Source organism: Stenotrophomonas humi (assembly GCF_001431415.1).
In the GTDB taxonomy this organism is placed as follows: domain Bacteria; phylum Pseudomonadota; class Gammaproteobacteria; order Xanthomonadales; family Xanthomonadaceae; genus Stenotrophomonas; species Stenotrophomonas humi.
This window is the reverse complement of the sequence record NZ_LDJI01000021.1, coordinates 24,522-48,882: the sequence shown is the minus strand read 5'-3', so window position 1 is coordinate 48,882 and position 24,361 is coordinate 24,522. Positions and strand designations below refer to the sequence as shown.

Annotated in this window: 28 protein-coding genes; 5 read left to right on the top strand and 23 right to left on the bottom strand. The window is 61.8% G+C overall.

Translation table 11 applies throughout. The annotated features are described in order from the left end of the window. Positions 1-90: 90 nt before the first annotated feature. Together ABB26_RS11530 and ABB26_RS11525 are read left to right on the top strand one after the other, a co-directional pair. Positions 91-990: a LysR substrate-binding domain-containing protein gene (locus ABB26_RS11530; RefSeq protein WP_057634250.1), complete on the top strand. Its 900-nt coding sequence runs from the start codon at positions 91-93 to the stop codon at positions 988-990. A gap of 116 nt (positions 991-1,106) precedes the next feature. Beyond that, the gene (locus ABB26_RS11525; protein ID WP_057634249.1) at positions 1,107-1,982 is read left to right on the top strand and encodes a hypothetical protein; all 876 of its coding nucleotides are present in this window, start codon (positions 1,107-1,109) and stop codon (positions 1,980-1,982) included. A gap of 55 nt (positions 1,983-2,037) precedes the next feature. Here ABB26_RS11525 and ABB26_RS11520 read toward each other — a convergent pair whose 3' ends face one another. The 16 genes from ABB26_RS11520 to ABB26_RS11435 all read right to left on the bottom strand — a co-directional run bounded on the left by ABB26_RS11520 (position 2,038) and on the right by ABB26_RS11435 (position 11,970). Continuing rightward, positions 2,038-2,694 (bottom strand): Pr6Pr family membrane protein, encoded by a 657-nt coding sequence (locus tag ABB26_RS11520; protein WP_057634246.1) that lies wholly within the window; start codon positions 2,692-2,694, stop codon positions 2,038-2,040. 206 nt (positions 2,695-2,900) lie between these two features. Further along, the gene (locus ABB26_RS11515; protein WP_057634243.1) at positions 2,901-3,284 is read right to left on the bottom strand and encodes a YbjQ family protein; all 384 of its coding nucleotides are present in this window, start codon (positions 3,282-3,284) and stop codon (positions 2,901-2,903) included. 139 nt (positions 3,285-3,423) lie between these two features. After that, positions 3,424-3,624, bottom strand: a complete 201-nt coding sequence (locus ABB26_RS11510) for a hypothetical protein (RefSeq protein WP_057634242.1) — start codon at positions 3,622-3,624, stop codon at positions 3,424-3,426. Positions 3,625-3,712: 88 nt separating this feature from the next. Then, the gene (locus ABB26_RS11505) at positions 3,713-4,186 is read right to left on the bottom strand and encodes an SRPBCC family protein (protein WP_083490794.1); all 474 of its coding nucleotides are present in this window, start codon (positions 4,184-4,186) and stop codon (positions 3,713-3,715) included. 295 nt (positions 4,187-4,481) lie between these two features. Next, positions 4,482-4,889: an MAPEG family protein gene (locus tag ABB26_RS11500; protein WP_057634239.1), complete on the bottom strand. Its 408-nt coding sequence runs from the start codon at positions 4,887-4,889 to the stop codon at positions 4,482-4,484. Between the two features lie 175 nt (positions 4,890-5,064). Continuing rightward, complete coding sequence (locus ABB26_RS11495; RefSeq protein ID WP_152982652.1) at positions 5,065-5,496, bottom strand: DUF1579 family protein; 432 nt, start codon at positions 5,494-5,496, stop codon at positions 5,065-5,067. A 330-nt stretch (positions 5,497-5,826) separates the two neighbouring features. Beyond that, complete coding sequence (locus tag ABB26_RS11490) at positions 5,827-6,096, bottom strand: hypothetical protein (RefSeq protein WP_057634235.1); 270 nt, start codon at positions 6,094-6,096, stop codon at positions 5,827-5,829. Positions 6,097-7,034: 938 nt separating this feature from the next. Continuing rightward, positions 7,035-7,427 carry a DUF6334 family protein gene (locus tag ABB26_RS11475; protein WP_057634229.1) on the bottom strand — a complete coding sequence of 131 codons (393 nt, stop codon included), beginning with the start codon at positions 7,425-7,427 and terminating at the stop codon, positions 7,035-7,037. 457 nt (positions 7,428-7,884) lie between these two features. Continuing rightward, entirely contained in the window at positions 7,885-8,271 is a 387-nt protein-coding gene (locus tag ABB26_RS11470) for a ribonuclease E inhibitor RraB (RefSeq protein ID WP_057634227.1), read from the bottom strand. A gap of 58 nt (positions 8,272-8,329) precedes the next feature. Further along, positions 8,330-8,668 carry a hypothetical protein gene (locus tag ABB26_RS11465; RefSeq protein WP_057634226.1) on the bottom strand — a complete coding sequence of 113 codons (339 nt, stop codon included), beginning with the start codon at positions 8,666-8,668 and terminating at the stop codon, positions 8,330-8,332. Positions 8,669-9,062: 394 nt separating this feature from the next. Then, complete coding sequence (locus ABB26_RS11460) at positions 9,063-9,473, bottom strand: hypothetical protein (protein WP_057634224.1); 411 nt, start codon at positions 9,471-9,473, stop codon at positions 9,063-9,065. 58 nt (positions 9,474-9,531) lie between these two features. Next, complete coding sequence (locus ABB26_RS11455; RefSeq protein WP_057634221.1) at positions 9,532-9,951, bottom strand: hypothetical protein; 420 nt, start codon at positions 9,949-9,951, stop codon at positions 9,532-9,534. A 109-nt stretch (positions 9,952-10,060) separates the two neighbouring features. Next, entirely contained in the window at positions 10,061-10,477 is a 417-nt protein-coding gene (locus ABB26_RS11450; RefSeq protein ID WP_057634218.1) for a hypothetical protein, read from the bottom strand. A gap of 457 nt (positions 10,478-10,934) precedes the next feature. Further along, positions 10,935-11,276 carry a hypothetical protein gene (locus ABB26_RS11445; RefSeq protein ID WP_057634216.1) on the bottom strand — a complete coding sequence of 114 codons (342 nt, stop codon included), beginning with the start codon at positions 11,274-11,276 and terminating at the stop codon, positions 10,935-10,937. Between the two features lie 66 nt (positions 11,277-11,342). Then, a complete protein-coding gene (locus ABB26_RS11440; RefSeq protein ID WP_054658880.1) occupies positions 11,343-11,639 on the bottom strand; it encodes a hypothetical protein in 297 nt (98 codons plus the stop codon). A 58-nt stretch (positions 11,640-11,697) separates the two neighbouring features. Next, the gene (locus ABB26_RS11435; RefSeq protein ID WP_057634214.1) at positions 11,698-11,970 is read right to left on the bottom strand and encodes a hypothetical protein; all 273 of its coding nucleotides are present in this window, start codon (positions 11,968-11,970) and stop codon (positions 11,698-11,700) included. 182 nt (positions 11,971-12,152) lie between these two features. On the opposite strand from ABB26_RS11435, the gene ABB26_RS11430 reads away from it, so the two are divergent. Continuing rightward, a complete protein-coding gene (locus tag ABB26_RS11430) occupies positions 12,153-13,178 on the top strand; it encodes an integron integrase (RefSeq protein WP_057634211.1) in 1,026 nt (341 codons plus the stop codon). Between the two features lie 9 nt (positions 13,179-13,187). Here the strand turns inward: ABB26_RS11430 and ilvD are convergent, their stop codons facing one another. Further along, complete coding sequence (gene ilvD / locus ABB26_RS11425; RefSeq protein ID WP_057634209.1) at positions 13,188-15,026, bottom strand: dihydroxy-acid dehydratase; 1,839 nt, start codon at positions 15,024-15,026, stop codon at positions 13,188-13,190. Between the two features lie 366 nt (positions 15,027-15,392). Between ilvD and ABB26_RS11420 the strand changes: the two genes are divergently transcribed. Then, positions 15,393-15,956, top strand: a complete 564-nt coding sequence (locus ABB26_RS11420; RefSeq protein ID WP_057634208.1) for a DUF1190 domain-containing protein — start codon at positions 15,393-15,395, stop codon at positions 15,954-15,956. Positions 15,957-15,960: 4 nt separating this feature from the next. Further along, positions 15,961-17,148: a glutathionylspermidine synthase family protein gene (locus ABB26_RS11415; protein ID WP_057634405.1), complete on the top strand. Its 1,188-nt coding sequence runs from the start codon at positions 15,961-15,963 to the stop codon at positions 17,146-17,148. Positions 17,149-17,344: 196 nt separating this feature from the next. On the opposite strand, the gene ABB26_RS11410 is transcribed toward ABB26_RS11415, so the two are convergent. The 6 genes from ABB26_RS11410 to ABB26_RS11385 all read right to left on the bottom strand — a co-directional run bounded on the left by ABB26_RS11410 (position 17,345) and on the right by ABB26_RS11385 (position 24,201). Further along, positions 17,345-18,643 (bottom strand): DUF58 domain-containing protein, encoded by a 1,299-nt coding sequence (locus tag ABB26_RS11410; RefSeq protein ID WP_057634205.1) that lies wholly within the window; start codon positions 18,641-18,643, stop codon positions 17,345-17,347. A 145-nt stretch (positions 18,644-18,788) separates the two neighbouring features. Beyond that, positions 18,789-19,808 carry an AAA family ATPase gene (locus ABB26_RS11405; protein ID WP_245626205.1) on the bottom strand — a complete coding sequence of 340 codons (1,020 nt, stop codon included), beginning with the start codon at positions 19,806-19,808 and terminating at the stop codon, positions 18,789-18,791. Further along, positions 19,805-20,956 carry a DUF4350 domain-containing protein gene (locus ABB26_RS11400; protein WP_057634401.1) on the bottom strand — a complete coding sequence of 384 codons (1,152 nt, stop codon included), beginning with the start codon at positions 20,954-20,956 and terminating at the stop codon, positions 19,805-19,807. Before ABB26_RS11400 ends, ABB26_RS11405 begins: the two co-directional genes overlap by 4 nt. Further along, positions 20,953-22,524 (bottom strand): DUF4129 domain-containing protein, encoded by a 1,572-nt coding sequence (locus ABB26_RS11395; protein WP_057634399.1) that lies wholly within the window; start codon positions 22,522-22,524, stop codon positions 20,953-20,955. The genes ABB26_RS11400 and ABB26_RS11395 overlap by 4 nt, the downstream gene beginning before the upstream one ends. Further along, positions 22,514-23,509, bottom strand: coding sequence for a stage II sporulation protein M (locus tag ABB26_RS11390; protein WP_057634203.1), 996 nt, complete (start codon positions 23,507-23,509; stop codon positions 22,514-22,516). The genes ABB26_RS11395 and ABB26_RS11390 overlap by 11 nt, the downstream gene beginning before the upstream one ends. Next, a complete protein-coding gene (locus ABB26_RS11385; protein ID WP_245626204.1) occupies positions 23,506-24,201 on the bottom strand; it encodes an RDD family protein in 696 nt (231 codons plus the stop codon). Before ABB26_RS11385 ends, ABB26_RS11390 begins: the two co-directional genes overlap by 4 nt. Positions 24,202-24,361 lie beyond the last annotated feature (160 nt).

The following is a 24,361-nucleotide window of genomic DNA, read 5'->3' as shown; positions in this document are numbered from 1 at the left end:
CCCACTTGAGTGATGCTCACGGTAGGGCCAAGCTGTCGCCTGTAGTAGCGAGTGTTGTTCAACCAACTCTTGAGTAAAACTAAGGGCTATATGTCCAAGCCACCTCTCCAGTTCCTGCAGGGATTCGTCATTGCCGCGCGGCTGGGCAGCCTGTCGCGTGCCGCCGAGGCGATGAACGTCACCGTCAGCGCGTTGAGCCACCAGATGCGGCAACTGGAGGAACGGCTGGGTTATCCGTTGCTGCTGCGGCAGGCCCGTGGCGTGGCGCTCACCACGGAAGGGCGGCGCCTGCTCGATCAGGTCGGCCCGCATCTGGATGCGATCAACGCGGCGTTCCGGCCGTTCTCGGCGCGGCACGACTGCGTGCTGACGGTAAGCGCGGTGCCGACCATGGCGTCGGCGTGGCTGGTGCCGCGCCTGGGCCGGTTCGTGGCGCTGCATCCCCAGGTCGAGATCAACCTGCAGTCCAGCCCATACCTGGTCGATTTCGAGCGGCAGCTGCAGTTTGATGCGGCCATGCGTGTGGGTGATGGTCGCTGGCCGGGGGTGATCGCCGAGCCGCTGATCGATGAGTGGTTGGTGCCGATGGCCAGCCCGGCGCTGGTGGAACGCATGGGTGGCATGGATGCGCTTCCGTTGTCGCAGTGGCCGCTGCTGGGCGATCCTGATGGCGAATGGGACCGTTGGTTCGCACTGCTCGGTGAGCAGGCGCCCAGGCGCTATGTCGCCATCCTCGATGATTCCGAATCACATCATCGCGCGGCGCTTGATGGCGTTGGCGTGGCGCTGGGCCGGGTGACGCGGGCGCGGCTGCTGCTGGAATCCGGGCAACTGGTGCTGCTGTCGAAGCAGCGTTTGAAGACGCCGTGGTCGCACTGGCTGGTCTATCCCGAGCGCTCGACGACACATGCAGGCTTTCTTGCATTCCGCGAGTGGCTGCATGCCGAAGCCGCCGAACATCGTCGGCATATGGATGAAGCAGACGCATAGTCGAGCGCGCGATCCCGTGCAGCATTCGCCTGCCATGCAGTGGAGGTCGCATCGAAATTCCGATCCACTGTTGCCGCTATAGTCGGCCCATTCCGGCAACTGATTCCCGAGCAGACATGGAACGTCCTCTTCATACGCGTGCGGGTTTCTGGGTTGGCGTGCTGGGCCCGGCGCTGCTGACGCTGCTGGTGCTGGTCGAGTTCAATAAATCCCATCCCGCCGCGCCGAATGTTGCGGGTTTTGGTGCGGTGGTCATGGGTTTTCTGGGTGCCGTGGTGCTGGGCCTCGTCTGGCTATGGGTGATGCTGCACAGTCGCGCGTGGCGGGCCAGTCTCACTGGCGCAGCGCTGGGTGTGGGGCTCGCGCTGGGAGTCGCTCTGGTGCATGGCCATGTCAGGGCTGAGGCCCAACACCGTGCATGGGCCCAGGCCTCCACCGAGGAGGCGATTGAGCGGCAGCGGTTGTTACTGGCCCTGGACGCTGCCCGCCGCGACGACAAAGCGGGAATCCGCTCTGCACTGGCGATGACGTCCTCGTTTCAGCCAACCGAGAGCATGTGCGCGCTGGTCGCTACGCCCAGCCGATCATTGTACTCGGTACTGGATGGCGCAGCCGAAACCCGTCACACGAGCGGTGATGACGGCACAGGCGTGGACAACGAATCGCTGCTGCGCATCGCTGCGGAGATGGTGAGCGATGAAGGCACCCTGCAGACGAAACAGTCGATGCTGTTCGTACTGCTGGAGGCGCTCGCAGCGCGCCATGACGGCGCAGCGATGTTGCCGGCTTGGCGCACTTTGTGGGAGCGCGCGGAGCGTCAGGCAGGAATCGCATCGACATGGCCTCCGGCTTTCGCCGATTCCGGGTCACGCACTTACAGGGATTACTGCGGAGGTGGCACCGACGCAGCGCTGATCAGGATGATCCAGTACATGACGCCGCAACAGGAGCCGGCCAATACGGATGCAGTCGTGACTCCCTCCGCGCGATAGCCAAAGTCGTCATATAGGCGCTGCGCACGCGTGGCCGGTGCCCGGAAGCATGCGATCAAGCGGGTCTGCGATATCGGCTGCGAAGCGTCGGGATGGCGCTTACGGCAGCACCGACAACAAGAAAGGCAAAGAACAGGCCAAGCGAATTCAGCAGCGCCTGTGGATATCCAATGCTCGTCACGTCAATGAAGTGATACGGATACGCGGCAAGCAGTTCCCCCCGTGCAAGCACATAGATGAGGTAGCCCAGCGGATAGGCGCACCAGACCAGCGGTGCGAGCACGTCGAACTTGATGCGGGGAGTAAAGACAAGCCAGTACATCAGCGTCGAGATCGGCACCACATAGTGCAGCAGGTTGTCGGCGAGCAATTGCAGCCCCTGCGGATCCCATACGTTGCGCAGAAGGAAGTGGTAGCCAATGCCAACCATAACGATCGACGTGGTCGCGCATCCGAGCACCATGGGCCGGGCGAAGAAATGACCGAGACGCGTGTTGCCTGCAACGAGCGGCAGCAATGCCGAGAGCGCGACGAACAGATTGCTCAGCACCGTGAAGTAGCCGAAGAACGTGATCGTGCCCTCCAGCACGGTCCCGCCATTGGCGAGCGCCAGCCGGGCCGACAGCCAGAACTGGAGCAGCAGTGCTGCCCAGGCACATATCGCCAGCAGAATGAGCGCGGGTCTGCTGGCCACTTCGTCCATCGCCTTCATACGCTACCTCGAAGAGTGATTGCGGGTGGAGAATCCAGAGTGACTATCCGCCGAGGCTATCCCACAGCAGCCTTTGGTTCCTGCTGCTTGGCACCCGGGTGGGATGTGCCTGGAGCCCGCGTTGGCGGCGTGCATTCATGGCCTGTGCGAGGTCGTGCAAGCACGTCGAAACCCGATTACCCACGCTCGCGGCTTCGCATGGGTCGTCACCCCTGGTGCTGCTCCACCACCACCGCCGTGCCGTAACACAGCACCTCGGTCAGGCCGGTCATCAGCTCGGTGGCGTCATAACGGACGGCGATGATCGCATTGGCACCCAGCTGCCGGGCGTGGGTCACCATGTCCCGATACGTCTCATCACGTGCCTGCTCGCACAGCTCCGTATAGATGGTGATGTTGCCGCCAAAGATGGTCTGCAGGCTGCCGAGGAAGTTTCCAACGATCGACCGCGAGCGCACTGTGATGCCACGCACCAGACCGAGGTTGCGCACGACCCGGTAGCCCGCCAGCTCGGGAGCAGTGGTCACCATTGAGTCGTTCAGCAATACCGTGACCGAACGGGGGGAAGAGGAGTTGTAGGGGTCCGCCATGGGGTCGCCTTGGATGGGGTGGGCAGCAGCGTTTGGTAGCGGATTATGGGTGCCCGTTGCAGGCAACGCATCCAGCATCGGGACGTAGTGCGCTGCCCGTCACTACTGCAGCGGGTACCACGTCGTCGAACAGTTCGGGTCAATCTCCCGCTTGGGATTGCCAGCGAAAGCTCAGGAATAATCCCGCAAGGCAGAGCGGCACGCATATCGCCCAAGCGAGGGTGGCGCTTGGGGCAACCAATACAACCAGACCGCAAAGCAGCGCGGTAATGCCGATGCCGATGAAGAAGCGCCAGTGAACGAGCATATCGGCAACATCAAGTAGGTCCAGCAGTGACATGTATCCCCCAAACGTCAAACTGAAAGGACCGCGCGCTGGCGGCACGCCGCCGAGTATGGCGGCTTCTCCTGCCGGGTGGAATCAATGGCTAGAGGGTGGCCTGCGTTGCCTCTCTGGACGTGCAGGCACTCGCTGCGCTCGCCGGGGCCACGTCGCGCTCTGCCAGACGCTTGAGCGACGCCAAGGTGATTGGGAGCCCCGTGCGCAATGGATTGCCGACGATACGTCCCAGCAGAAAGGACAGTGCACCGGAAAAAGTAACTCTGTGGACGACTTCGGTTCCAGTGGCGGTGACGTTGAGTTCGTGTTCGAACATCATGCGGAAGAGTGGAATCCGGGACTCCACAGTGAACGAGGTGTTGGGAATCACCGAAATGAAATCCATTGGAACCGCCATCCCTTTGGGCGGGGTGATCCTGCCCTTGCTGCCGGTCTGGAAGGGCCCGTAGATCACCGAATCCTTGGTGTCCGGGTCCCACTGCTTCCAGTTGCTGACATCGGCGTAGATCTCGAAAATCTTCTCCGGTGAAGCCGCAACGGTGATTCGACCTTCCACTTGCATTCGAGTGTTCCTACATGGGGTTGAAAATCTCTCGGCGTACTTTGACAGTTCTGCTGAAGTATCGATATCTCGCCAGATCTCTGTTCGGCGCTGCCGGAGTCGGGAGCGGCATGGCCGTCTGCCTGAAGCGGGTAGCCAGGGCATGCATGACGCTGAGGCAGCAAGCGCTGCCCCGATAGAGGCCAGAGGCAACGACAACAGGAGGCGAGCCGCAGTGGCGTCCGGTTCGCCTCCCTTGCTGAGCGCCGGAGCCTGCCTTATGCCCTTATCAATGCAATGCGCAGCGATGTCGGCCTCACGCCGTGATCAGCTTTATCGCCCAATAGACCGCAATCACCATCTGCACCGTAAATGCGGTAAACCGCAGCGTGACAGCCAGCGACGACTGCGAGCTGAGATGAATGATGGATTGCAGGATGCGCGCGGCGAGAAACACATACGCCAGTGAGTTGGTGATCGTGGATCTGTCGCTTACCAGTGCAATCAACATCAAGCCGCCGAAGATGGGCAGGCCTTCTATGCAGTTGGCGTGGGCCCGCGCCAGGCGCTGCATGAAAGGGGAAAGATTGGAATTCTGCGGGTTGAATGCTGTGGCTGCGAACGCGCCAGTCACGACCAATTTGGCGCGGATGATTTCCATGAGTACCAACAGCGACAAAGACCAGACAACAAATCCAGTGAGGGCGGCGAGCGTGGGGTTCATTCTGCTATGTCCTGAGCATGTGGGTTGATGGGTGACATCCGGGAACTCCGCTGCTGCAATACACGGAGTTCACGTGTCGACGTGAGGTTCTTCGAGCAGCAAAAACCGGAGCCCTGCAGGCTTGATCAGCCGCAGCCGCAGCCGCAGCCGCAGCCGTCGAGTCTTGTTGTGGCCGTCAAGCGCGCTCCAACCTGAGTTTGATCCACGGCTGCCAGCCAACCTTCTTGCCTTTCAGCTCCCAAAGGCCGGTCAGCTGATTGTTGTCTGCACTGAACTTGCCCTTGAAGCGAACGACGTCACCGGTGATTGTCCAGTTCTTGCCTCTCAATGCGACCTCAAGCATTTCGGTTCCCCCCTGATCGTCGTATGACCGGGCGACATACTTCCTGCTGGCACGGTCGTAGCCAACGATCTCCATCGAGCGGGTTGGGCTCTGGCCGAAGCGCGCGTCAACGTCATGCAGCATGAAGTGCCTGCCAGGGAGCCACCGGTAGGTATCAGTCGCGGACAGGGTCGTCGCCGGCGCGTCCTCCGTCTCGAGCACTTCTCCGGTGGTGTTCCAGGTGCCAATGAATACTTCCAGGCGCGACATTCGATTCGTGGTCATCCACAGCTCCAATACAGTGAAATTGGTGATCAGAGTCGAGCCCGACAACGGCTCCGATGCCACCTTTCAATCCCTGTTTCTTTCGCCATCCCGGCTCACAAGCACATGCAGGAAAGGACGAGGCTCGTGCCAGCGTCGAGTCCGCTGCCTGGACTGTACACTCTGATTCCTGTTCTGGGCTCTGGTTCTGTTCTTGCTCCCACCAGGCAGGTGCGTGACCCCGGTCACCTCACTTCAAACAAATGCCAGAGGCCTTACAGGCCAGCCCGATGCCGCAAGATGTGAACGGAGTGCCGCCAGTTCCGAACTCTGCGCACTCAAGCCCCTGCCTTAGACATCATCGCGGACAGCCTGAAATAGCCTAGGTTGAAAACTGGTGGCAAGCATCTGGTCCAGTGCACCAAGAGCTAACGTAGCTTGCTCCGGATTGAACTGGCCGCCTTGCAGGACGGTCGCAGCTTGATTGTGCAGAGCATATGCCAGATGGGCGGCAGCTTGAGTTGCTGGATCTTGACTCTCTCCGGAGCCTAGATGATGAGCGAGCAAAAGCCGGATCTCGTAAATGGCGAATGCGAGTACCTGTTCTTGTGTCACGGCCATTCGAGTGTCGCTCCTTGAGGCCTAACGCCTGAGTTAAGCCAACCCACGAAGCGGCGTCGGCTTGAATGAACGGTTAGGCCGCGCTATTCGATCCGAATTGACTCGCCGGGCCCGGCAACTTGGCCGCTGCCAGTGTTGACTGACCAAGTGCCAACGACCTTTCCGTCAATAGAGTAGCTGACCTGAAAGTAGTGCGTGCTATCAACTATGCCGGGGCCGAAAGGACGCTTTACTGACCAAGTACGTTCCTTTGTGTCATGCCACCAGTCAGGGCTTCGATCCAGTCGTTGAATCTCATCGCCACGCAGTTGCATGACTAAACGAATGGCGTCGGCATGGGGAAAGCCCTCGGGAACGCCAGCGGCCAGCGAAGTCGGGGAGATGGCAACGAGAAGCAAGAGCAACAGGGACTGAAGTGTTTTCATGGCTGTCAGATCGCGAAAGGGGCCTAACTCTGGAATTAAGCCGACCCGCAAAGCGGGTTCGGCTTGAATGAATTGTTAGGCCGCCGCGCCATTGCTAGCAATCTCTAGTGCTCTTGCCACCGTAAGCGGCCCGTTGACTTCCGGGTCTGTGCACTCTGCCAGATCACTGGCGATATCAGGGCCAGAAAACTCAACGCGGTCGGCCATTTGTAAGGCATCAGCAGTGTAGGCAAGCTCAGCGGCAGTTAGCTTCCCCGATGCGAATAGGCGGCACAAGACTCCGAGCCCAGCGCGATCCAAGGTGAGATCAGTGTCCTCCGTGAGCGCGACCGAAGCAGTGCCGCCCGCCATGGCAACGCCTTGGGTGTGCTGAGCCAACTCCGCGGAGATCTCTGCAGAGTAGTCGTCGACCGGCATTGCCCCGGAGAGAAGTTTGGCTAGCGAGCGAAGTCTCATGCGGCCTAACTCTAGAATTAAGCCGACCCGCGCAGCGGGTTCGGCTTGAATGAACTGTTAGGCCTCGGTTGGCCTAGCTAAATAGATGCAGAGGCTTGATGCTCCTGCGACAAGCTCAATGATCACAGATTGCTGGTTATCAGGATCGGTGAACTCAAGTCGAGCTCCATCCGTATACCCCTGCTGATTGGTCATGAGCCAAGTCCACTGCAGCGACTTGCCGATGCAAGAGGCCCATAGAGAACTTATGGTTTGGCGGGAGGGACCTGAGTATGAGCCAGAAGTGACCGCAATTGTGTCGTCGTCAGCTATGGCAGAAAAGGCGATCGTAAGCGTGTCGAATTGCAGCTCAACAGCCATGATGGGCAGATGGTTGGGGTCAAGCGGGATCTCGCGGACGCGCCGGAGATTGCCGCCGTCATAACAAGCATTTCTGAGTAGTTCGAGCATGCGGTCCGAGGCCTAACTCTGGAATTAAGCCGACCCGCGCAGCGGGTTCGGCTTGAATGAAGTGTTAGGCCCAGCCGCCAGCTTGGTGGCTGATCCTGCCGTCGTTGCAAACCCACACGACCAATTGAGCATCAAACGCTAGCTCGTTTGGTAGCCACATGACCGACCAGCAACTCTTCTCTGGATGTCCGGGCTCCTCATGCCAAGAGATGCTAGCAAGATAACGCTCGGCGTTTGGAATCTCACGGTCTGAGACATAGGCCTCCGCCAAGCGCAGTGCCTCAGGAAGCTCAGTGCTGGGTTTGGCTAAGGATGCCCCACTAGCGAGTAACAGTGTGCCCAGCAGACAGACGCGGTTGAGCATGGATAGAGTCTCGTGAGGATGTCTAATACTGGCCTAACTCTGGAATTAAGCCGACCCGCGAAGCGGGTTCGGCTTGAATGAATTGTTAGGGCGCTATTCCACTACGCCCGTGCCCCAGCCATCGTAGTCACCTCCATGCTTGGTCGCTACTGCCTCAAGAGCACGTGTCGTCGCGGTCATTGCATCCAACTGCGGCACCATCTCACGGGTAGCATGAATTTGCCATTGAGACTGTCCGGACATGCGATCTATCGAACTGATGGTGTAGCCGAGCTGCTCCATATCCGCAGCCGCAGCCTTAGCTTTCCTTTCGGTTGGTACGAACATGAAGAAATCAATGTTATGCGGTTTTGAAACGTTCGATCCGGCAGAAACCAAGTTCTCTATGACGCGAGCGTCCTGTTGTTCTGCCATGGACTGAGCCATGCAAGGGCTGGAGATGAGCAGAGAAAGAAAAGTCAGATGGATGAGGATTTTCATGGCGCCCTAACTCTGGAATTAAGCCGACCCGCGAAGCGGGTTCGGCTTGAATGAACTGTTAGGCATCAGTTAGTTCCCACTGGGCGTCCGAGAACGATAGTTCCCAGAAGCCAGCTTGCCCAGGCAGGAGGCCGATTGTGCCTGTGATCCTTCCTGAAGGTGCAGTCGAATAGGTGAAGGTACTGATCTCCATGGAGCTAAGGTCCTTGGCCGATACCGTCCCGGTCATGTTGAAGCTGATTGTCTGTGCGTTGGTGATGCGAAGAACACGCGGCTCATAGGAGCAGCTGGCTTCGTTGTACGGAGCGATTACCAGTGATATGCCTGTCTCTGCGATGCGGATGTCGGAGGCGGGCAGGTCATGCCATTTAATAGCCGCGAGTGGGATGCTGGACATGATGCCTAACGCCTGAATTAAGCCGAGCCGCGAAGCGGGTTCGGCTTGAATGAACTGTTAGGCGGCAGCACCCTCATAGCGTAACGAGACCGCTGAGCCAGCGCACTGAAGTAACAAATGCAAGCGTGAACAAAAAAAGCAGAGTGGCGCGAGTAGCGACACTTGAGTGCATGCAGCGAACAACTGAGGCTGCCAAAGCCAGCGAAGCAAGAGCACAACCAATGCCAATGGCCAGCGTCATTGGTACATATTTGGCCAAAGCGACCGATCCGAATAATCCAGCCACAAGCGCGACGCAGATGAGCCAATCTTGTGAGGGTCTAGTAACTCTGTCCATACCGCCTAACGCCTGAGTTAAGCCGCGCCGCGAAGCGGCGTCGGCTTGAATGAATTGTTAGCTGCCGCCCGAGAAGCTAAGGACGGCGCTGCTTGAACCACCCTTGGGATCATAGCCCGACCAAACAGAGCCCCAAGCGTAAGTTTTGCCGGGTGTAAGGCCTTTGCTGAGTAGCCATCTGTCGTTCGCCTCTTTGCGCCGAAGCTCAGCCTCGTGGCTCCAGGGCGCGGAGTCGGCGTCAACAATGGCCAGATGCATGGCTTGAATGGATTCGCCATTGAAGAAAACCGCCAGGACTAACGACTCGGCCTGAACCGCAAACTTGAACGAGCACCAGGGCTCGTTCCGGACGAGCATGGACGAAGCTGCGCCCTCGGGAGAGCGAAGAAAGTCAGAGCGAGTTGTGCGAGGGGAGAGGACTGTGCCGCTTTCAAGGACGATCTCACCGGTTTCGCGATTGGCAATCATAGGCGGTTAACTCTGGAATTAAGCCGAATCGCGAAGCGAGTTCGGCTTGAATGAACTGTTAGATGCCATCTGCGCGAGGGTGAAGTGTGGATACCAACTCCGTAGCCAGCTGTTGCACTGTGGTGGGAGATGAATCAATCAGAGGCCTTTCAAATCCGTACAGAACAGAGACTCGCAGATCTCCCAATGCACGCAGTGTTTGGCTGTAGTAGGCAGTAGCCAGCGCCTTTTCGGCTACAGGAACTCTCTCGTGCTCGCTGAACATCCAATCCATGTTTTCCCGCAGGAAGACAATGTCGTATCGAGGAAGGTTGCGGTAAGCCTCAAACGCCTTCGTCATAGCACCACTTTGGATAAGGGCATGAATGGTGGTGAGCTCTGCCGCGACGTCAATGCGCCCAGATGACGCGAGGAGAGGAATGGTTGCGGCGCAAAGAGCCATCGCGGCCTCTTCCTTCGACTTCAGGAGATCTGGCATGGCATCTAACGCCTAAGTTAAGCCGACCCGCGCAGTGGAGCGGAGCACATGGCAAGCTTTTCCTGCCATGTGAGCCGCGTAACGAAGCGGGTTCGGCTTGAACGCATTGTTAGGCCTCACCCGCGGAACTCGCGCTTTGTCCCCACCCAGTAAATCGGATGATTCGCTTAGTAACGCGGCGGCCCTCACCGCTAGCACCTACAGCGATTGACTCTCCCTCGGTCTTAAGCCCCACGTGCCCTTTTCCGGAGCCATCGTAGTACTCCTCGATCTGAACCTCGTGAGATGAAGCAATGCGCTCGGCAATTGCCAGCTCCTGAGCAACACGAGCCTGGTGCGCCTGAAACTCCATAACCACGCGTTGCTTCTTTGCTTCTTCTTCGAGGCCGGCGAGCCCTTGAGACTCGGCTGCCTTCACGTCACTCTGAGAATCCGAAAGAGCCGAGTAGATATCCCTGACGTAGCCTGGAACAACAGCTGCGACAGCGGCTCTACCAGCGATTGATGCGATTGTTACAGCGTCCAAACGATACTCCCTTGTTGTGAGGCCTAACTCCGGAATTAAGCCGACCCGCGCAGCGGGTTCGGCTTGAATGAACTGTTAGGGCTCACCGGCATAGAGTTGGAGCCCGCAGTTGGAACAATAGCGCGTTGCGGCCAAGGAAGGTTCTTGGCCAGCAAGAAATGGTTTGGAGCAGCGAGGGCATGGAAAGCGAGTGACACGGAAGCATAACCAAAGCCAAGTACAGCCCCAAGCCATCCCCGCAATGATCAAGGCGACGCCTAGATCCAAGTCCGCGACAGCAAACATGAGATAGCCCATAGAGCATGCTGTTGGAAGGCCAAGCAGAAGCCCGAGGCTTGCAGCCCAATGACGGCGCCGGTAGCTGCTCCATTGTTGTACGTAGCGCTCTGACATTGCTTGTGCGCCCTAACGCCGGAATTAAGCCGAGCCGCGAAGCGGCTTCGGCTTGAATGAATTGTTAGGCGGCACCCGGAGCCCGCAAGTGGACATGCTCCGCCGCAGCCTTGCCATTGAGCGCATCCGTAACTGCCTCCATGCCCGCACCCTCAAGGCGGAGGCCGACGCCCCAGCCCCGAGGTACCACCGCGGTGGATTTGCGGTAGATGATTGCATCCGTTATGCGAAGACTAATAGGGATGGACCACAGCTCAGTAGCGGTAGTGGACCCAGGATTACCCTCAACGCGGACCTTTACGAGCTGGGTAAAGAGCGTGCCGACCGGAATATCGGCGGCATTATTGATGCCCACAACGATCCCGTTAGCTTCAATTCTGTCAAGGAAGATATCCGGAAACGTCATATGCCACCTAACGCCTGAATTAAGCCGAGCCGCGAAGCGGCTTCGGCTTGAATGAATTGTTAGGCATCAACCAGATTTGGCCGCGCCCAGTAGGACAAGTATGACAGCGGCTGACGATCCCATGCCCAGAAACGCGGTAACGGCTGACAGCGCATAGGCTAAGAGCTTGCGAAGCGGCCCGGACGACAAACGACTACCCCGAAAGAACATGACGGATGCCGGCAACATGAGCAAGCCCACTAAGCTCATGTAGAAGAAGGTGGTGAAACCATCCGGCTTAGGAAGCAGGCCACGGCCGAGCGCGACCATCGCCGCTAGGGCGATGAGAGAAAGTGCATATGCAAATGCCAGAGATCTCGCCATTGATGCCTAACTCTGGAATTAAGCCGAGCCGCGAAGCGGCGTCGGCTTGAATGAACTGTTAGGCATCAAGCCGGCACCAGAATGCCAGCGAGTACCTGCCCATGTCGATTGACTCCCAATCAGAGGACTCATGAATTGGCATCTTAAGGACGATTGTGTTGAGGTCAACATGAGTTGGGAACTCTGAAAGAACAATATCCGCCGCTTCCTGCCCGAGCTTGTGAGTAATTTTGAACAGCGGGGAAAAGCTTGAGAGCTCGGCAGCACCTACGCGAAAGCTGTCGCGGGTCAGCAGTTCGTCACCTTCAAAAAGGGCTAAGTCAACGTGCACAGATCTGTCCTTTGCTGCCTAACTCTTAGTAGACCGCCTAAAAGCGGTGTAAAGCAGAGTATGCCCACTTCAATGTCGCTTTCAAGCCGGAAAATTCTCACAAAGAAACAACGGCTTACGAGATTTTCAATTCTGTGCCGCTATTTCAAGCTCCAAGCTTATTGCCGTTTGGAAGCCGTGATATGGAATACACCCCTGTCTCATCGGGCGTAAAAGCCACCAAAGCCCCGAAGCTACTGGATCAGGTCCGCCAGCATATTCGGGTCCGGCATTACAGCTTGCGAACCGAGCAGGCGTATGTGGGCTGGATACGGCGCTACATCCTTGCCAATGGCAAGCGCCATCCGCAGGAGTTGGGGGCGGCGGAAGTTGGGGGCTTCCTTACCCGCCTGGCGACAGAGGGAAACGTGTCGGCTTCTACCCAGAATCAGGCGTTGTCGGCATTGCTGTTTCTCTATCGCGTGGTTTTGGAGATTGAGCTGCCGCGCCTGGATGAGGTGGTACGCGCCAAGCGGCCGCGTCGTCTTCCGGTGGTTCTGTCACAGGAAGAGGTTGCGCGACTGCTGCAAGCCATTCCTGAGGGGCAGACGGCAATGATGGCGCAGCTGCTGTACGGCACCGGGATGCGATTGATGGAGTGTCTGCGGCTCCGTATCAAGGACGTGGACTTCGGGCGTAATGAAATCTGCGTGCGAAGCGGCAAGGGCAACAAGGACCGGCGCGTACCGCTCCCCCTATCGTTGTGTGAGCGCTTGCTGCGGCAACGTGAGCGGACACTGCTGACGCACCGCACGGATATCGACGAAGGAATGGGTCGGGTGCAGTTGCCGCATGCGCTGGCACGCAAGTACCCGAATGCGAACACTGAGCCAGGCTGGCAATACCTGTTTCCGTCCTCTCGGCTGTCTACCGATCCGCGAACGAAGGCAGTCGGGCGGCATCATGTCAGCGAAGAGCCATTGCAGCATGCGGTGAAATCGGCGCGGGCCATTGCGGGCATCGCAAAGCCCGTAACCTGCCATTCCTTGCGTCACTCATTTGCAACGCACCTGCTGGAAGCCGGGCACGACATCCGCACTGTGCAGGAGTTGCTGGGGCACAAGGATGTCGCTACCACGCAAATCTATACGCACGTACTTGGGCGGGGCGCAGGAGGTCTGCTCAGCCCCTTGGACCGGCTACCGGGAGTGCCTTCACCCCCGGTGTGATGGCAGCGGTCAGCCGTCCAGCAATGCCTTGTCGCGCACGGCGCCCTTGTCGGCGCTGGTGGCCAACAAGGCATAGGCCTTGAGCGCGGTGGTGACTTTGCGTGGACGCAGTTCGGCGGGCTTCCAGCCGGTTGCATCCTGTTCGGCACGTCGGCGTGAAAGCTCGGCGTCGTCCAGCAGCAGGTTGATGCCACGCTGGGGGATGTCGATGCGGATGCGATCGCCGTCGCGGACCAGGCCGATGGTGCCGCCAGCAGCGGCTTCCGGTGAACAATGGCCGATGCTCAGGCCGGAGGTGCCGCCGGAAAAGCGGCCGTCTGTGAGCAGTGCGCAGGCCTTGCCCAGGCCTTTCGATTTCAGGTAGCTGGTGGGGTACAGCATTTCCTGCATGCCCGGGCCGCCCTTCGGGCCTTCGTAGCGGATCACCACCACATCACCGGCCTGGACCTCGTTGCCGAGGATGCCCTTCACCGCAGCGTCCTGGCTTTCATAGACGCGTGCATTGCCCTCGAATACATGGATGGATTCATCCACGCCTGCCGTCTTCACCACGCAGCCATCGGCCGCGAGGTTGCCGTACAGCACGGCCAGCCCGCCTTCGTTGGAGAACGCATGGGCAACATCGCGGATGCAGCCTTCAGCGCGGTCCACATCCAGCGACGGCCAGCGCGTGGACTGGCTGAAAGCCACCTGCGTGGGGATGCCGGCGGGGCCCGCCTTGTAGAACTGGTGGACGGCGTGGTCCTGCGTCTGGGTGATATCCCATTGCGCGATGGCGGCGCCCAGCGAGCGGCTGTGCACGGTGGGTACCTCCGTATGCAGCAGGCCACCGCGTGCGAGTTCACCCAGGATGGCCATGATGCCGCCCGCACGGTGCACGTCCTCGATGTGGTACTTCTGCGTGTTCGGCGCCACTTTGCACAGCTGCGGCACACGGCGGGAAAGACGATCGATATCGCGCTGATCGAAGGCGACTTCCGCCTCCTGCGCAGCGGCCAGCAGATGCAGGATGGTGTTGGTGGAGCCGCCCATGGCAACGTCCAGCGTCATTGCATTCTCGAATGCCTCGAACGTGGCGATGCCGCGCGGGAGGACATTCGCCTCCTCGCCGCCATACCAGCGATGGCACAACTCGACGATCAAACGCCCTGCGCGCTTGAACAGCGCTTCGCGGTCGCTGTGCGTAGCCACGACGGTGCCGTTGCCCGGCAGCGACAGGCCCAGTGCTTCGGTCAGGCAGTTCATCGAATTGGCAGTGAACATGCCCGAGCACGAACCGCAGGTGGGGCAGGCGCTGCGTTCGATCACGGCGACTTCTTCGTCGCTGATCGATTCATCGCCGGCGGCGACCATTGCATCGACCAGGTCCAGCTTATGGTCGGCGAGTTTGGTCTTGCCTGCTTCCATCGGGCCACCGGAGACGAATACCGCCGGGATGTTCAGGCGCAACGCGGCCATCAACATGCCGGGGGTGATCTTGTCGCAGTTGGAAATGCACACCAGCGCATCGGCGCAATGTGCGTTTGCCATGTACTCGACCGAGTCGGCGATGATTTCGCGGCTGGGCAGCGAATACAGCATGCCGTCGTGGCCCATGGCGATGCCGTCATCCACCGCGATGGTGTTGAACTCCTTGGCAACGCCGCCGGCAGCTTCGATCTCGCGCGCCACGAGCTGGCCGAGATCCTTCAGGTGCACGTGGCCGGGCACGAACTGGGTGAAGGAATTGACCACGGCAACGATGGGCTTGTGGAAATCACCATCGGTCATGCCGGTGGCACGCCACAGGGCGCGGGCGCCTGCCATGTTGCGGCCGGCGGTGGAAGTTTTCGAGCGATATTCAGGCATGGGGGCGAGCAGGAGCGAGCTAGCAGAAGCGCAGTGGGATCGATTCTGCATGAAGTTCCCGGTTGCAGCTGCAACCATCCAGGCCGCAGGAATCAGGTGCTGCCTGACGCTGAAAGCACCCCCTCCCGGCCTTGCCTTGCTCATGGCAAAGGGAGGGGGTGGGGCATGTGTGCCGCCCCCGCTTCCGCGAAGTTGCTTCTGGCTCCGTCCCTTTCGCAACGCGAAGATGAGGGCTGGGGAAAGGAGGCTTTACGCGCAATTTCGCCCCGCCACCTGAAAACCGGTTCAGTTTCCACAACCTTCCCATTTACGCCTCCCCGGCCGGATCAGGCATCATCCGGAAACAACTTTCACGGGGAATCGACGATGAAGCGATCCAGGACTACCGCGCTGCTGCTGATGAGCGCCGCGCCGCTGCTGTTCACCGCCTGCCAGAAGGAAGAAACGGTGCAGGTGAAGGAAGGGCTGTACACCTCGGTGGAAGCCTGCAGCGAGGCCACGGGCGATCCGTCCAGTTGCCGCCAGGCCTTTGCCACCGCGCAGCAGCAGTCGGCCGATGCGGCGCCCAAGTACGCCAGCAAGGAAGAGTGCGCCAAGGAATACCCGGCCGAGCAGTGCGTGCAGCAGCAGACCAGCGCGGGCACCTCGTTCATCGGGCCGATGATGATGGGTTTCTTCATGTCGCAGATGCTCAACAGCGGCCGTGGCGCCGTGGCTGCGCCGCCGGCATCGCAGCCGGCCTTCAGGGACAAGGCCAACGGCTGGGCCAAGCCCGCACCGGGCGGCAGCGGCGGCCTGAACACCGGCAGCGGCATTGGTGCCGGCAAGGCCGGCCTGGCGCCGGTGACCAGCCAGCCCAACCGCGCCGTGACCGCAAGCCGTGGTGGCTTTGGCAGCCGCAGTGGTGGCCGCAACAGCGTCGGCGGTTGATGCAGTGAAACGTGTTGCGATTGCCGAACGCGGCAACTGGCGTGCCCGTGCCGCTGAAGCGGGATTTCGTTTCCATACCATCGACGGTGCACCGTACTGGGATGAAAGCGCGTACTACGCCTTCACCTTGCGGCAGATCGAGAACGACCTGGAAGATCCCAGTGCCGAACTGCACGCGATGGCGATGGATCTGGTGGGCGAGGTGGTGGCCAGCGAAGCGTTGATGACGCAGTTGGCGATCCCCGAGCCGTTCCGTGACTGGATCGCCGAAAGCTGGCGCCGCCGGGATCCGCATCTGTACGGTCGCCTGGACTTTGCCTACGACGGCACTGGCCCGGCCAAGCTGTATGAGTTGAATTACGACACGCCGACCTCGTTGTACGAGGCATCGTTCTTCCAGTGGCAATGGCTGGAAGACCAGCGCAACCGTGGCGCGCTGCCGCAGCAGGCCGATCAGTTCAACTCCCTCCACGAAACGCTGGTGGAGCGCTTTGCCGAACTGGCCGCACGCCTGCCGCCGCCGCTGTATTTCAGTGCGGTGGGTGAGTCGACGGAAGACCAGGGCACGGTGGACTACCTGCGCGACTGTGCGGCGCAGGCTGGCTTGCACGGTGCGGCCATCGCCATCGAGGACATCGGCTTGTCCGCTGACGGCCGTTTCACCGACCTGGACGATGTGGTGATCGGCAGCCTGTTCAAGCTGTATCCGCTGGAAGACCTGATGCGCGAGGAGTTCGGTGCGGCATTGCCGCGCTCGGGCGTGCAGTTGCTGGAGCCGGCGTGGAAGGCGGTGCTGAGCAACAAGGGCATCCTGCCGTTGCTGTGGCAACGCCATCGCGGCCATCCCAACCTGCTGGAGTCGCATTTCGATGACGGCAGTGCGTTGCCCGCGGGTTGGGTACGCAAGCCGCTGCATTCGCGCGAAGGTGCCAACGTGGCCATGCACATGGCCGATGGCAGCTGGCAGGAAAGCGAAGGCCCTTACAACGGCCCGAGCATCCGCCAGGTGTTCCATGCGTTGCCGGTGTTCGACGGCAACTATCCGTTGGTGGGCAGCTGGGTGGTCGGCGACCGTGCCTGCGGTATCGGCGTGCGCGAGGACAACAGCCGCATCACCCGCGACAGTGCGCGGTTCCTGCCACATGCCATCATCGACGATGCGCCGCAGGGCACTACCCGCATCTACGTTTGATGCGTCGGTGATGTGATTGTCTTGTTGAGAGAGGCTCCGTCATTGGCGGGGCCTTTTTCTTGTGTGTGACTGGCACAGCGAAGGGGCGGGTGGGGAAGTGGTGACGCTGTTGCTTCCACTTCAGGCACAAGAAGCAACCGCAAAGAAGCCGACGGAGATTCCTTTCCCAGTTGCGCTTCCTGCAAATTCCGCAGCTTTAAAGCAACCCATCCCGCTTGACGGCCAGGTAGCGCTCCACCAATGCCGCCGGCAGTTCTTCGGCGGTGACGTCCAGCACCATCACGCGGTGGCTGCGCAGGGCTTCATGTGCATCGGCACGTTGCTGCAGGTAGCGGGCGATGGCACCGGCCTGCACGGCATCGGGCAGGGTTTCCACGTCGCGTTCCAGCGCCTGGTCAAGCTCGCGCTCGCGCAGGCTGGCCACGCAGACCAGATGCCGCTTCTGCAACAGCCGAACGGCGGCCAGCAGGTCCTCGATGTCTTCATCGCGCACGTTGGTCACCAGCATCACCAGGGTGCGGCGCGAATGCAGCAGCGACAGCTCGGTGGCTGCCGCCAGATAGTCGGTGGCCACCGGCTTGGGCTGCAGGTCGTAGCTTGCCCGCAGCAGCGTGTCGATTGCACCCATGCCGCGCTTGGGGGCCACCCAGCGGCTGTCGCCACCGCTGGCGAACAATCCCACACCGTCGCCCTGGCGCAGCGCCAGGTAGGACACCACCAAGGATGCATTGAGCACATGGTCGAAGTGCGACAGCCCGCCTTCGTTGGCCATCATGCGACGGCCGGTGTCGATCATCATCACCAGTTGCTGGTTCTTTTCGTCCTGGTATTCGCGCGAGATCAATTTGCGCGCGCGTGCGGTGGCCTTCCAGTCGATCTGGCGCAGGCTGTCACCGACGCGGTACTCGCGCATCTGGTGGAAATCGGTGCCTTCGCCGCGGCGCCGCTTGAGGTGTGCGCCGACCAGGCGTGAGGCCATCTCCGCGCTGAGCAATGCCAAGCGTGTGAGTGGAGCGAAGTTGGGATAGACACGCACGGTCTGCGGCGTGCCTGCGATGCGCTGATGTCGCCACAGACGCAGCGGTGAATGCAGGCGCAGCTGCACCCCATCAAACACGAACGTGCCACGGTTTGCCGGGGTGAAGCGGTAGCTGAAGCGGCTCTCGCTGGCCGCTGCCAGCGTGAGCCTGCGTGGCAGTCCGTGGCTTTCCCATCCATCGGGAACCAGGTCGAACACGTCCACGCGCTGCCGGCCGAAGGCGTCCAGCTGCAGCCAGCTTTCGCGTTCGATGCCCAAGGCAAGTGAATCGGGCAATTCGCGGCGTACCTGCGGGGTGGGGCGGCGGTACAGCAGCACAGCATCGAGCAGCGCGAGCAATGCGATCGTGCCTGCCGTGGCCGTCCATGCCAGCAGCGGCAGGTAGTACAGGGCGACAGGAATGCCGAGCACGCCCCACAGCACCAGCAGCGTGATCAGCAGCGGGGATGGCCTCACGGTGTGGGCTCCGTTGAGAGTGTGCCAAGCGCATTTTTCTTCAGCCCTTCCCTTCGCGCTGCGCGCGGAAGGGAAGAAGCAGAGCGCAGCCTTCCGCTTCGTGTTGTGCACGAGGGGGAGCGAGCGGGGCGGGCTTGCGCCTGGCTCACTTGCGCGGTGCCTCGACCTTGGCCAGCAACGCGGTGAGGACGTCGTCGGCCGATTGGCCTTCGATCTGCAGCTCCGGGGCCAGTGCGATGCGGTGACGCAAGGCCGGCTTTGCGATCTCGCGCACGTCGTCAGGCGTGACGAAGTCGCGCCCGGACAACACCGCCTGCGCACGCGCGGCGCGCACCAGCGCGATGCTGCCGCGTGGGCCGGCGCCCAGGGCGATGCCAGGCCACTTGCGCGTGGCCGAGACGATGCGCACGGCATAGTCGATCACCTGCGGGTCCACCGTGATCGCCGCCACCGCCTTCTGCAGCGCCACCACGTCGGCGCCGCTGAGCACGCGCGGCACCTGCGACAGGTTGAAATCGCTTGCCGCGCGGCCGGTGGTGATTGCCTCGACCATGCGCTTTTCGTCGTCCAGCTGCGGGTAGTCGATCAACACCTTGAGCAGGAAGCGGTCCAGCTGTGCTTCCGGCAGCGGGTAGGTGCCTTCCTGCTCCACCGGGTTCTGCGTGGCCAGGGTGAGGAACGGTGGAGTGAGCGGGAACGCCTTGCCTTCGATGGTGACCTGGCCTTCCTGCATCACTTCCAGCAACGCCGACTGGGTCTTGGCAGGTGCGCGGTTGATTTCATCAGCCAGCAGCAGGTTGGTGAAAACCGGGCCGCGGCGGATCTTGAAGCTCTCGGTCTTGGGGTCGTACACCGCATGGCCGCTGACGTCGCTGGGCATCAGGTCCGGGGTGAACTGCACGCGCGCGTAGTCCAGTTCCAGTGCCTGCGCCAGGGCGCGCACCAGCAGGGTTTTGCCCAGCCCGGGAACGCCTTCGATCAGTACATGGCCGCCAGCCAGCAGTGCGATCAGGATCTGCTCCAGCACATCGGCCTGGCCGATGAAGGCGTGGCCGACCGCCTCGCGGATACGCTCGACACGCTCGATCAGCGCAGCGTTGTCCGGTGCGGGCGCCGGCACGGGGGCATCGCCGGGAAGGGTGGGCGGGAAGGGCGTCTCGGTCATAGCTGGTTTCTCATCTGGATGAGCAAGCGGATGCGTTCACGCAGGGCGGTGTCGTCCCGTGATGGGGGAACCTGCATTGCGCTCTGCACGCGGGAGATGGGCCATTGCAGGTGGTCGGCGATGGCCTGCACCTGTGCCTCACCGGTGAGCGCGGCAGCCATCGGCGAGCGCCGGCGCAGGCGCGCAAGGAAGGATTGACGCACCGCGTCGTACAGCAGCGGTGTTTTGCCGTAACGGTGCAGCAGTTCGCCACTGGCACGGACGTGTTCCAGCAGCGAGCGCCGTTCCTCGCGTGGCGAAGGCAGCAGTGCGCCGAAGCGTTGGCTGCGCGCCCACAGCCATGCCAGCAGCGCCAGCAGCAGCGGCAACCAGATCGGCCAGCCACGCTTGATCACGGTCTTCCACAGCGACGGCATTTCCATCGCGTAGATCAGGTGGAAGGTGCCCTTGCCGTAGTTGGGGGCCAGTACCAGGCGGGCGAGGTCGCGATGCGGCAGGTCACGCAGGCCGGTATCACCTGGGCCTGCGCCATTGAGCAGGAAGTCCATGTCGCCCAGGACATCGACGCGCCCGGCGCCGTAACGCAGGCGGGCCCAGGCCGTGGTCTTGTCGCCGCTGCTGTCGCCCCAGCGGTGTTCAACGCGGGTGGTGCCGTCCAGCGTGAAGCGATTGCCGCCGCAGAATTCCTGGTGACTTTCCTGCCCGGGCACCTGCCATGTCAGGCATTGTGCAAACCCGTCATGGCCGACGACACCCAGCCGCTGCAGCAGACCATTTCCTTCGGCATCCAGGTCCTCATCCGGCGCCTGTGCACGCAGTACGAGATGGCCGCCGAACTCCACCCAATCCAGAAGACCGTTGACCTGCGAAGGCGTGAGCAGGCGCGGGTCATCGAGCATCAGCACGGTGTCGCCCGGCTGCAGGCGCATGGCCGGCAGGTCGAGCTGGCGGCGCGATTCGGCCTTGCCGCCATCACGACGGATGGTTTCGCGCAGTGCGAACAGCGGGTTGTAGGTGGGCTCGCCGTAAGCCGGCAGGGTGATGTCCTCACTGCCGCGCTCGTAGTTGTGCAGAAACAACGCCACCACCACGCCGCACAGCAGCAGCGCGGCCAGGGCGATCAGGGAGTAACGCAAGCGCTGGCTCATGCCGGCCACCCGTACTGGCGGTGCAGGTCGCCCAGCAATGTCTGGAACTCGTCCTCACGCGGCAGCTGGCCGGCGTAGGCGGCGTACTGCCAGGTGCGCACCATGCGCGCGAACAACAGGCGGTCGGCGTCCTGTGGCATGCGCCGCGAAGCACGCAGGCATTGTGCTTCGGTAGCGCCGGGTGGCAACACCACATCGGCACGTTGTGACAGCACCTCGACCGAGGCGCGGTACAGCAGTGCCAGGGCATGGCGCGGCTTGCCCTGCTGCCAGAGCTGGCGCGCACTGCCCAGGATGTCCGGCGGCAGCACGTCGGGCAGTTGCAGGGCTTCCTGCTGCACGGGGCTTTCGACCTCGCGCTTGCGGCGGCCACTGCCACGCAGCCACGGCAGCCACCAACGGGCGGTAAGTGCCAGGGCGATCACCAGGATGCCCATCACGATCCACAGGAAGCTCTCGCTGATCAGTGCCAGCAGCTTGGCGAACGTGCTGAACGGCATGTCCGGTAGATCTTTCTGCTGCGTTGGCTTGTCGTCCTCGCCGGGCTTCTTCTTCATCCAGCGGGTGACGGTGCGCTTGGCGCCCAGCTGCGGGTCTTCATACACACGGGCCGCGGCCTGGCGAAAGCCAGCAGTGTCGGCCTGGGTTTTGCCGAACACGCTTTCCGGCGTGGCCACGGGCACGTCCGTGCCGGGTGCGGTTTTGTGGTTGTCGTGCAGTTTGGTTTCCGCAGCATCGCTGTGCTGCGCGTGTGCGGGCAGTACCGGCAATGCGAATACCGCCAGCAGCATCACCAGCAGTGGCGTGGCGCGAAGCAGGCGTTCGCGCAGGCGGCGGAAGGCAATCTCGACATCCCAGGCTTCCAGCGCGGTACGTCGGTTGAGGTACAGGCCAAATCCCGCACCGCTGAAGAACGGGCTGATCAGCGTCATCGCAGCCCAGGACAGCAGGTTGAAACCGATCAACGCCCACGCTGGGGTGTCCTTGCCGATCAACTCCCAGGTGGCGCGCAGTGATTCGGACAACCACTCCACCGGCACGAACATGAAGAACAGCGCGACGCCGGCCAGCTTCAACATCACTTCGAAATGCCAGCACGTCCACGTCAGCAGCGTGGCATGGCCATAGCTGCCACCGCCCAGTGCACTGCGGCGCAGGGCACGTTGGCCGGCATCGCCACCTTCGAGCAGATCCACCGGCATCAACAGCGACCGCGCCGGGCTCAGCCGGCGCCATGTCAGATAGGCCAGCGTGCCGCGCCAGCCCCAGGTCCACTGCGCGCGCAGGGTTTCGGCGGTGCCGGGCTCGGCACCGAACGCGCCGCGCGAAATCACATACAGCGGGATGCGTTCGAATGCCGGCTTCAGCCACCACAACACGAAGGCGGACAGCCACAGGTTGTCCAGCCACCAGCCGGCAAGATTGAGCAGTGCGAACACCGGCAACGTCAGCAGCAGCCACGGCTTCCAGATGGCGCCGGCATGGCGCCGCACCAACGCGGTGCCCAGCTCCATCGCTTCCCACTGCGAACGTGCGCGCAGCACCACGTTGAGCTGGTCAATGCGCATTGCCGGCTCCACCACGTCCGCCACGCCACAACCACACGATCACCAGTGTCCACAGCATGCCGGACGCGGTGAGCTTGCCCCACATCGGCACCCAGACGATGGCGGACCAGAATGCCTCGATGAAGGCCGCCACCAGCAGCATGAAGGCCACGCCCAGGCACAGCCGCGCACCGATCACACCGCCTTCCACCAGCGCATCGATGCGCCGCTTGCGGCCCGGCGCCAGCAGGCGCAGGCCCAACTGCAGGCCGGCACCACCGGCAATCACGATGGCGGTGAGTTCAAATGGCGCATGGCCGACGACAAAGCGCCAGAACGGCTCGCCGAAGCCGGCGTTCTGCAGATGCCCTGCCACCGCGCCGATGGTGAGGCCGTTGAACAGCAACACCAGGATCGTGCCTATGCCTGCCAGCAGGCCGCTGGCAAACGTGCGCAGGCCGATGCTGATGTTGTTCATGATGTAGTGGCCGAACATCGCCCAGTTGGTGCCACTGTCGCGGCCCAGATGGTCGGCGGCCGGGTCGTACATCTTTTCCATCTGCGCGATCTGGCGTGGATCGAGCAGCAGGTGGATCAATTCCGGTTTGAATTGCAGCAGCACGAAGATGCCGATCAGCGGCACCGCGAACAATGCGAAGGCCACCCACATCGCGCCGGCCTGGCTGCGCACCAGCTGCGGGAAATCGGCGACGAGGAATTCCACCGCGCGCTGCCAACGGGGCGTCGGCGTGCGATACAGCAGGTTGTGGCCGCGCTGCATCAGCTGCTGCAGGCGCTCCACCAGCTGCGGGCTGTAGCCGCGCCGGCGGGCCAATGCCAGTTGCTGGCACAGGCGGCGGTAGCGCTGCGGGATGGTTTCATCGCCGGGCAATTGCGGATCGAGGCTGCTGCGGCTTTTGCGCGCTTTTTCGCCACGGCGTTGCAGCCAGTCTTCGAATTGCTGCCATTCGTGTTGATAGCGGGTGACGAACTGTTCCTGTCTCATCGCCGCCCCAACAGCCAATTGGCCATCGCATACAGCCGCAGCACGCCGGTCTGCCCGTCGGCCTCGGTCAGCGGTGTGACGATGTGTGCCAACTCGCGCTGACGCGGCGCCGACAACGCCGGGGCGCGCTCGGCAAAGGCAATCAACGCGACCTGCTCACCCGGCTGCAACGGCAGCGGCGGGGCAAGCACGGTATCGATGCGCGGCGGTGCCACGAAGGTGCGCGGCGGGCTGTGCACCACCAGGGAGCCGGCTACCAGATCACCCAGCCGGCGGCCATGTGCATCGCACAGGCAGCTGACCAGACCCAGCGCGTAGCCGAACGGCAGGATGTCCACGGTGCGCAGCAGGTTGCGCACGATCGCCGGCATCCAGCCCAGCGGTGCACCGTCGCGTGCGACCACGCGCAGGCCCAAGGCCCGCTTGCCCAGCGTCTGCCCCAGCCACACTTCCAGCACGATGGGGTAGACCCAGAACACCAGGAACATCAGGCCCAGGTAGATGCCCTGGCCCATGTCGCCGAGCATCAGCAGCAACGGGCTCATCACGATCAGGACGCCGAAGCGGATCACGAGGTCGATCAACCACGCCAGTGCGCGCGGCACCGGGCCAGCTGCCGGCAACTGCAGCGGCACGCCTTCGGGCGTGACGACTTCCAGGTAGGTGTCCAGCATCGGCGCTGCAGCACTCATCGCGGCACGCACCGCGCCGACGGCACGGCATGCATGCGGCGAAGGGAAGTCCGGTTTCCGGCCCGGACGGATGCCTGGGGCATTCGGGTCTCTGCTGCGTCCTGTCAGGACGCAGACTTTAACCGCCACCACGAGGAAAACCCAGCCTGCGGCGCGCGCA

Coding starts and splice junctions, on each gene's coding strand:
- ABB26_RS11530 (WP_057634250.1), top strand. CDS start 91: ATGTCCAAGCCACCTCTCCAGTTCCTGCAGGGATTCGTCATTGCCGCG.
- ABB26_RS11525 (WP_057634249.1), top strand. CDS start 1,107: ATGGAACGTCCTCTTCATACGCGTGCGGGTTTCTGGGTTGGCGTGCTG.
- ABB26_RS11520 (WP_057634246.1), bottom strand. CDS start 2,694: ATGAAGGCGATGGACGAAGTGGCCAGCAGACCCGCGCTCATTCTGCTG.
- ABB26_RS11515 (WP_057634243.1), bottom strand. CDS start 3,284: ATGGCGGACCCCTACAACTCCTCTTCCCCCCGTTCGGTCACGGTATTG.
- ABB26_RS11510 (WP_057634242.1), bottom strand. CDS start 3,624: ATGTCACTGCTGGACCTACTTGATGTTGCCGATATGCTCGTTCACTGG.
- ABB26_RS11505 (WP_083490794.1), bottom strand. CDS start 4,186: ATGCAAGTGGAAGGTCGAATCACCGTTGCGGCTTCACCGGAGAAGATT.
- ABB26_RS11500 (WP_057634239.1), bottom strand. CDS start 4,889: ATGAACCCCACGCTCGCCGCCCTCACTGGATTTGTTGTCTGGTCTTTG.
- ABB26_RS11495 (WP_152982652.1), bottom strand. CDS start 5,496: ATGACCACGAATCGAATGTCGCGCCTGGAAGTATTCATTGGCACCTGG.
- ABB26_RS11490 (WP_057634235.1), bottom strand. CDS start 6,096: ATGGCCGTGACACAAGAACAGGTACTCGCATTCGCCATTTACGAGATC.
- ABB26_RS11475 (WP_057634229.1), bottom strand. CDS start 7,427: ATGCTCGAACTACTCAGAAATGCTTGTTATGACGGCGGCAATCTCCGG.
- ABB26_RS11470 (WP_057634227.1), bottom strand. CDS start 8,271: ATGAAAATCCTCATCCATCTGACTTTTCTTTCTCTGCTCATCTCCAGC.
- ABB26_RS11465 (WP_057634226.1), bottom strand. CDS start 8,668: ATGTCCAGCATCCCACTCGCGGCTATTAAATGGCATGACCTGCCCGCC.
- ABB26_RS11460 (WP_057634224.1), bottom strand. CDS start 9,473: ATGATTGCCAATCGCGAAACCGGTGAGATCGTCCTTGAAAGCGGCACA.
- ABB26_RS11455 (WP_057634221.1), bottom strand. CDS start 9,951: ATGCCAGATCTCCTGAAGTCGAAGGAAGAGGCCGCGATGGCTCTTTGC.
- ABB26_RS11445 (WP_057634216.1), bottom strand. CDS start 11,276: ATGACGTTTCCGGATATCTTCCTTGACAGAATTGAAGCTAACGGGATC.
- ABB26_RS11440 (WP_054658880.1), bottom strand. CDS start 11,639: ATGGCGAGATCTCTGGCATTTGCATATGCACTTTCTCTCATCGCCCTA.
- ABB26_RS11430 (WP_057634211.1), top strand. CDS start 12,153: ATGGAATACACCCCTGTCTCATCGGGCGTAAAAGCCACCAAAGCCCCG.
- ilvD (WP_057634209.1), bottom strand. CDS start 15,026: ATGCCTGAATATCGCTCGAAAACTTCCACCGCCGGCCGCAACATGGCA.
- ABB26_RS11420 (WP_057634208.1), top strand. CDS start 15,393: ATGAAGCGATCCAGGACTACCGCGCTGCTGCTGATGAGCGCCGCGCCG.
- ABB26_RS11405 (WP_245626205.1), bottom strand. CDS start 19,808: ATGACCGAGACGCCCTTCCCGCCCACCCTTCCCGGCGATGCCCCCGTG.
- ABB26_RS11400 (WP_057634401.1), bottom strand. CDS start 20,956: ATGAGCCAGCGCTTGCGTTACTCCCTGATCGCCCTGGCCGCGCTGCTG.
- ABB26_RS11395 (WP_057634399.1), bottom strand. CDS start 22,524: ATGCGCATTGACCAGCTCAACGTGGTGCTGCGCGCACGTTCGCAGTGG.
- ABB26_RS11390 (WP_057634203.1), bottom strand. CDS start 23,509: ATGAGACAGGAACAGTTCGTCACCCGCTATCAACACGAATGGCAGCAA.
- ABB26_RS11385 (WP_245626204.1), bottom strand. CDS start 24,201: ATGAGTGCTGCAGCGCCGATGCTGGACACCTACCTGGAAGTCGTCACG.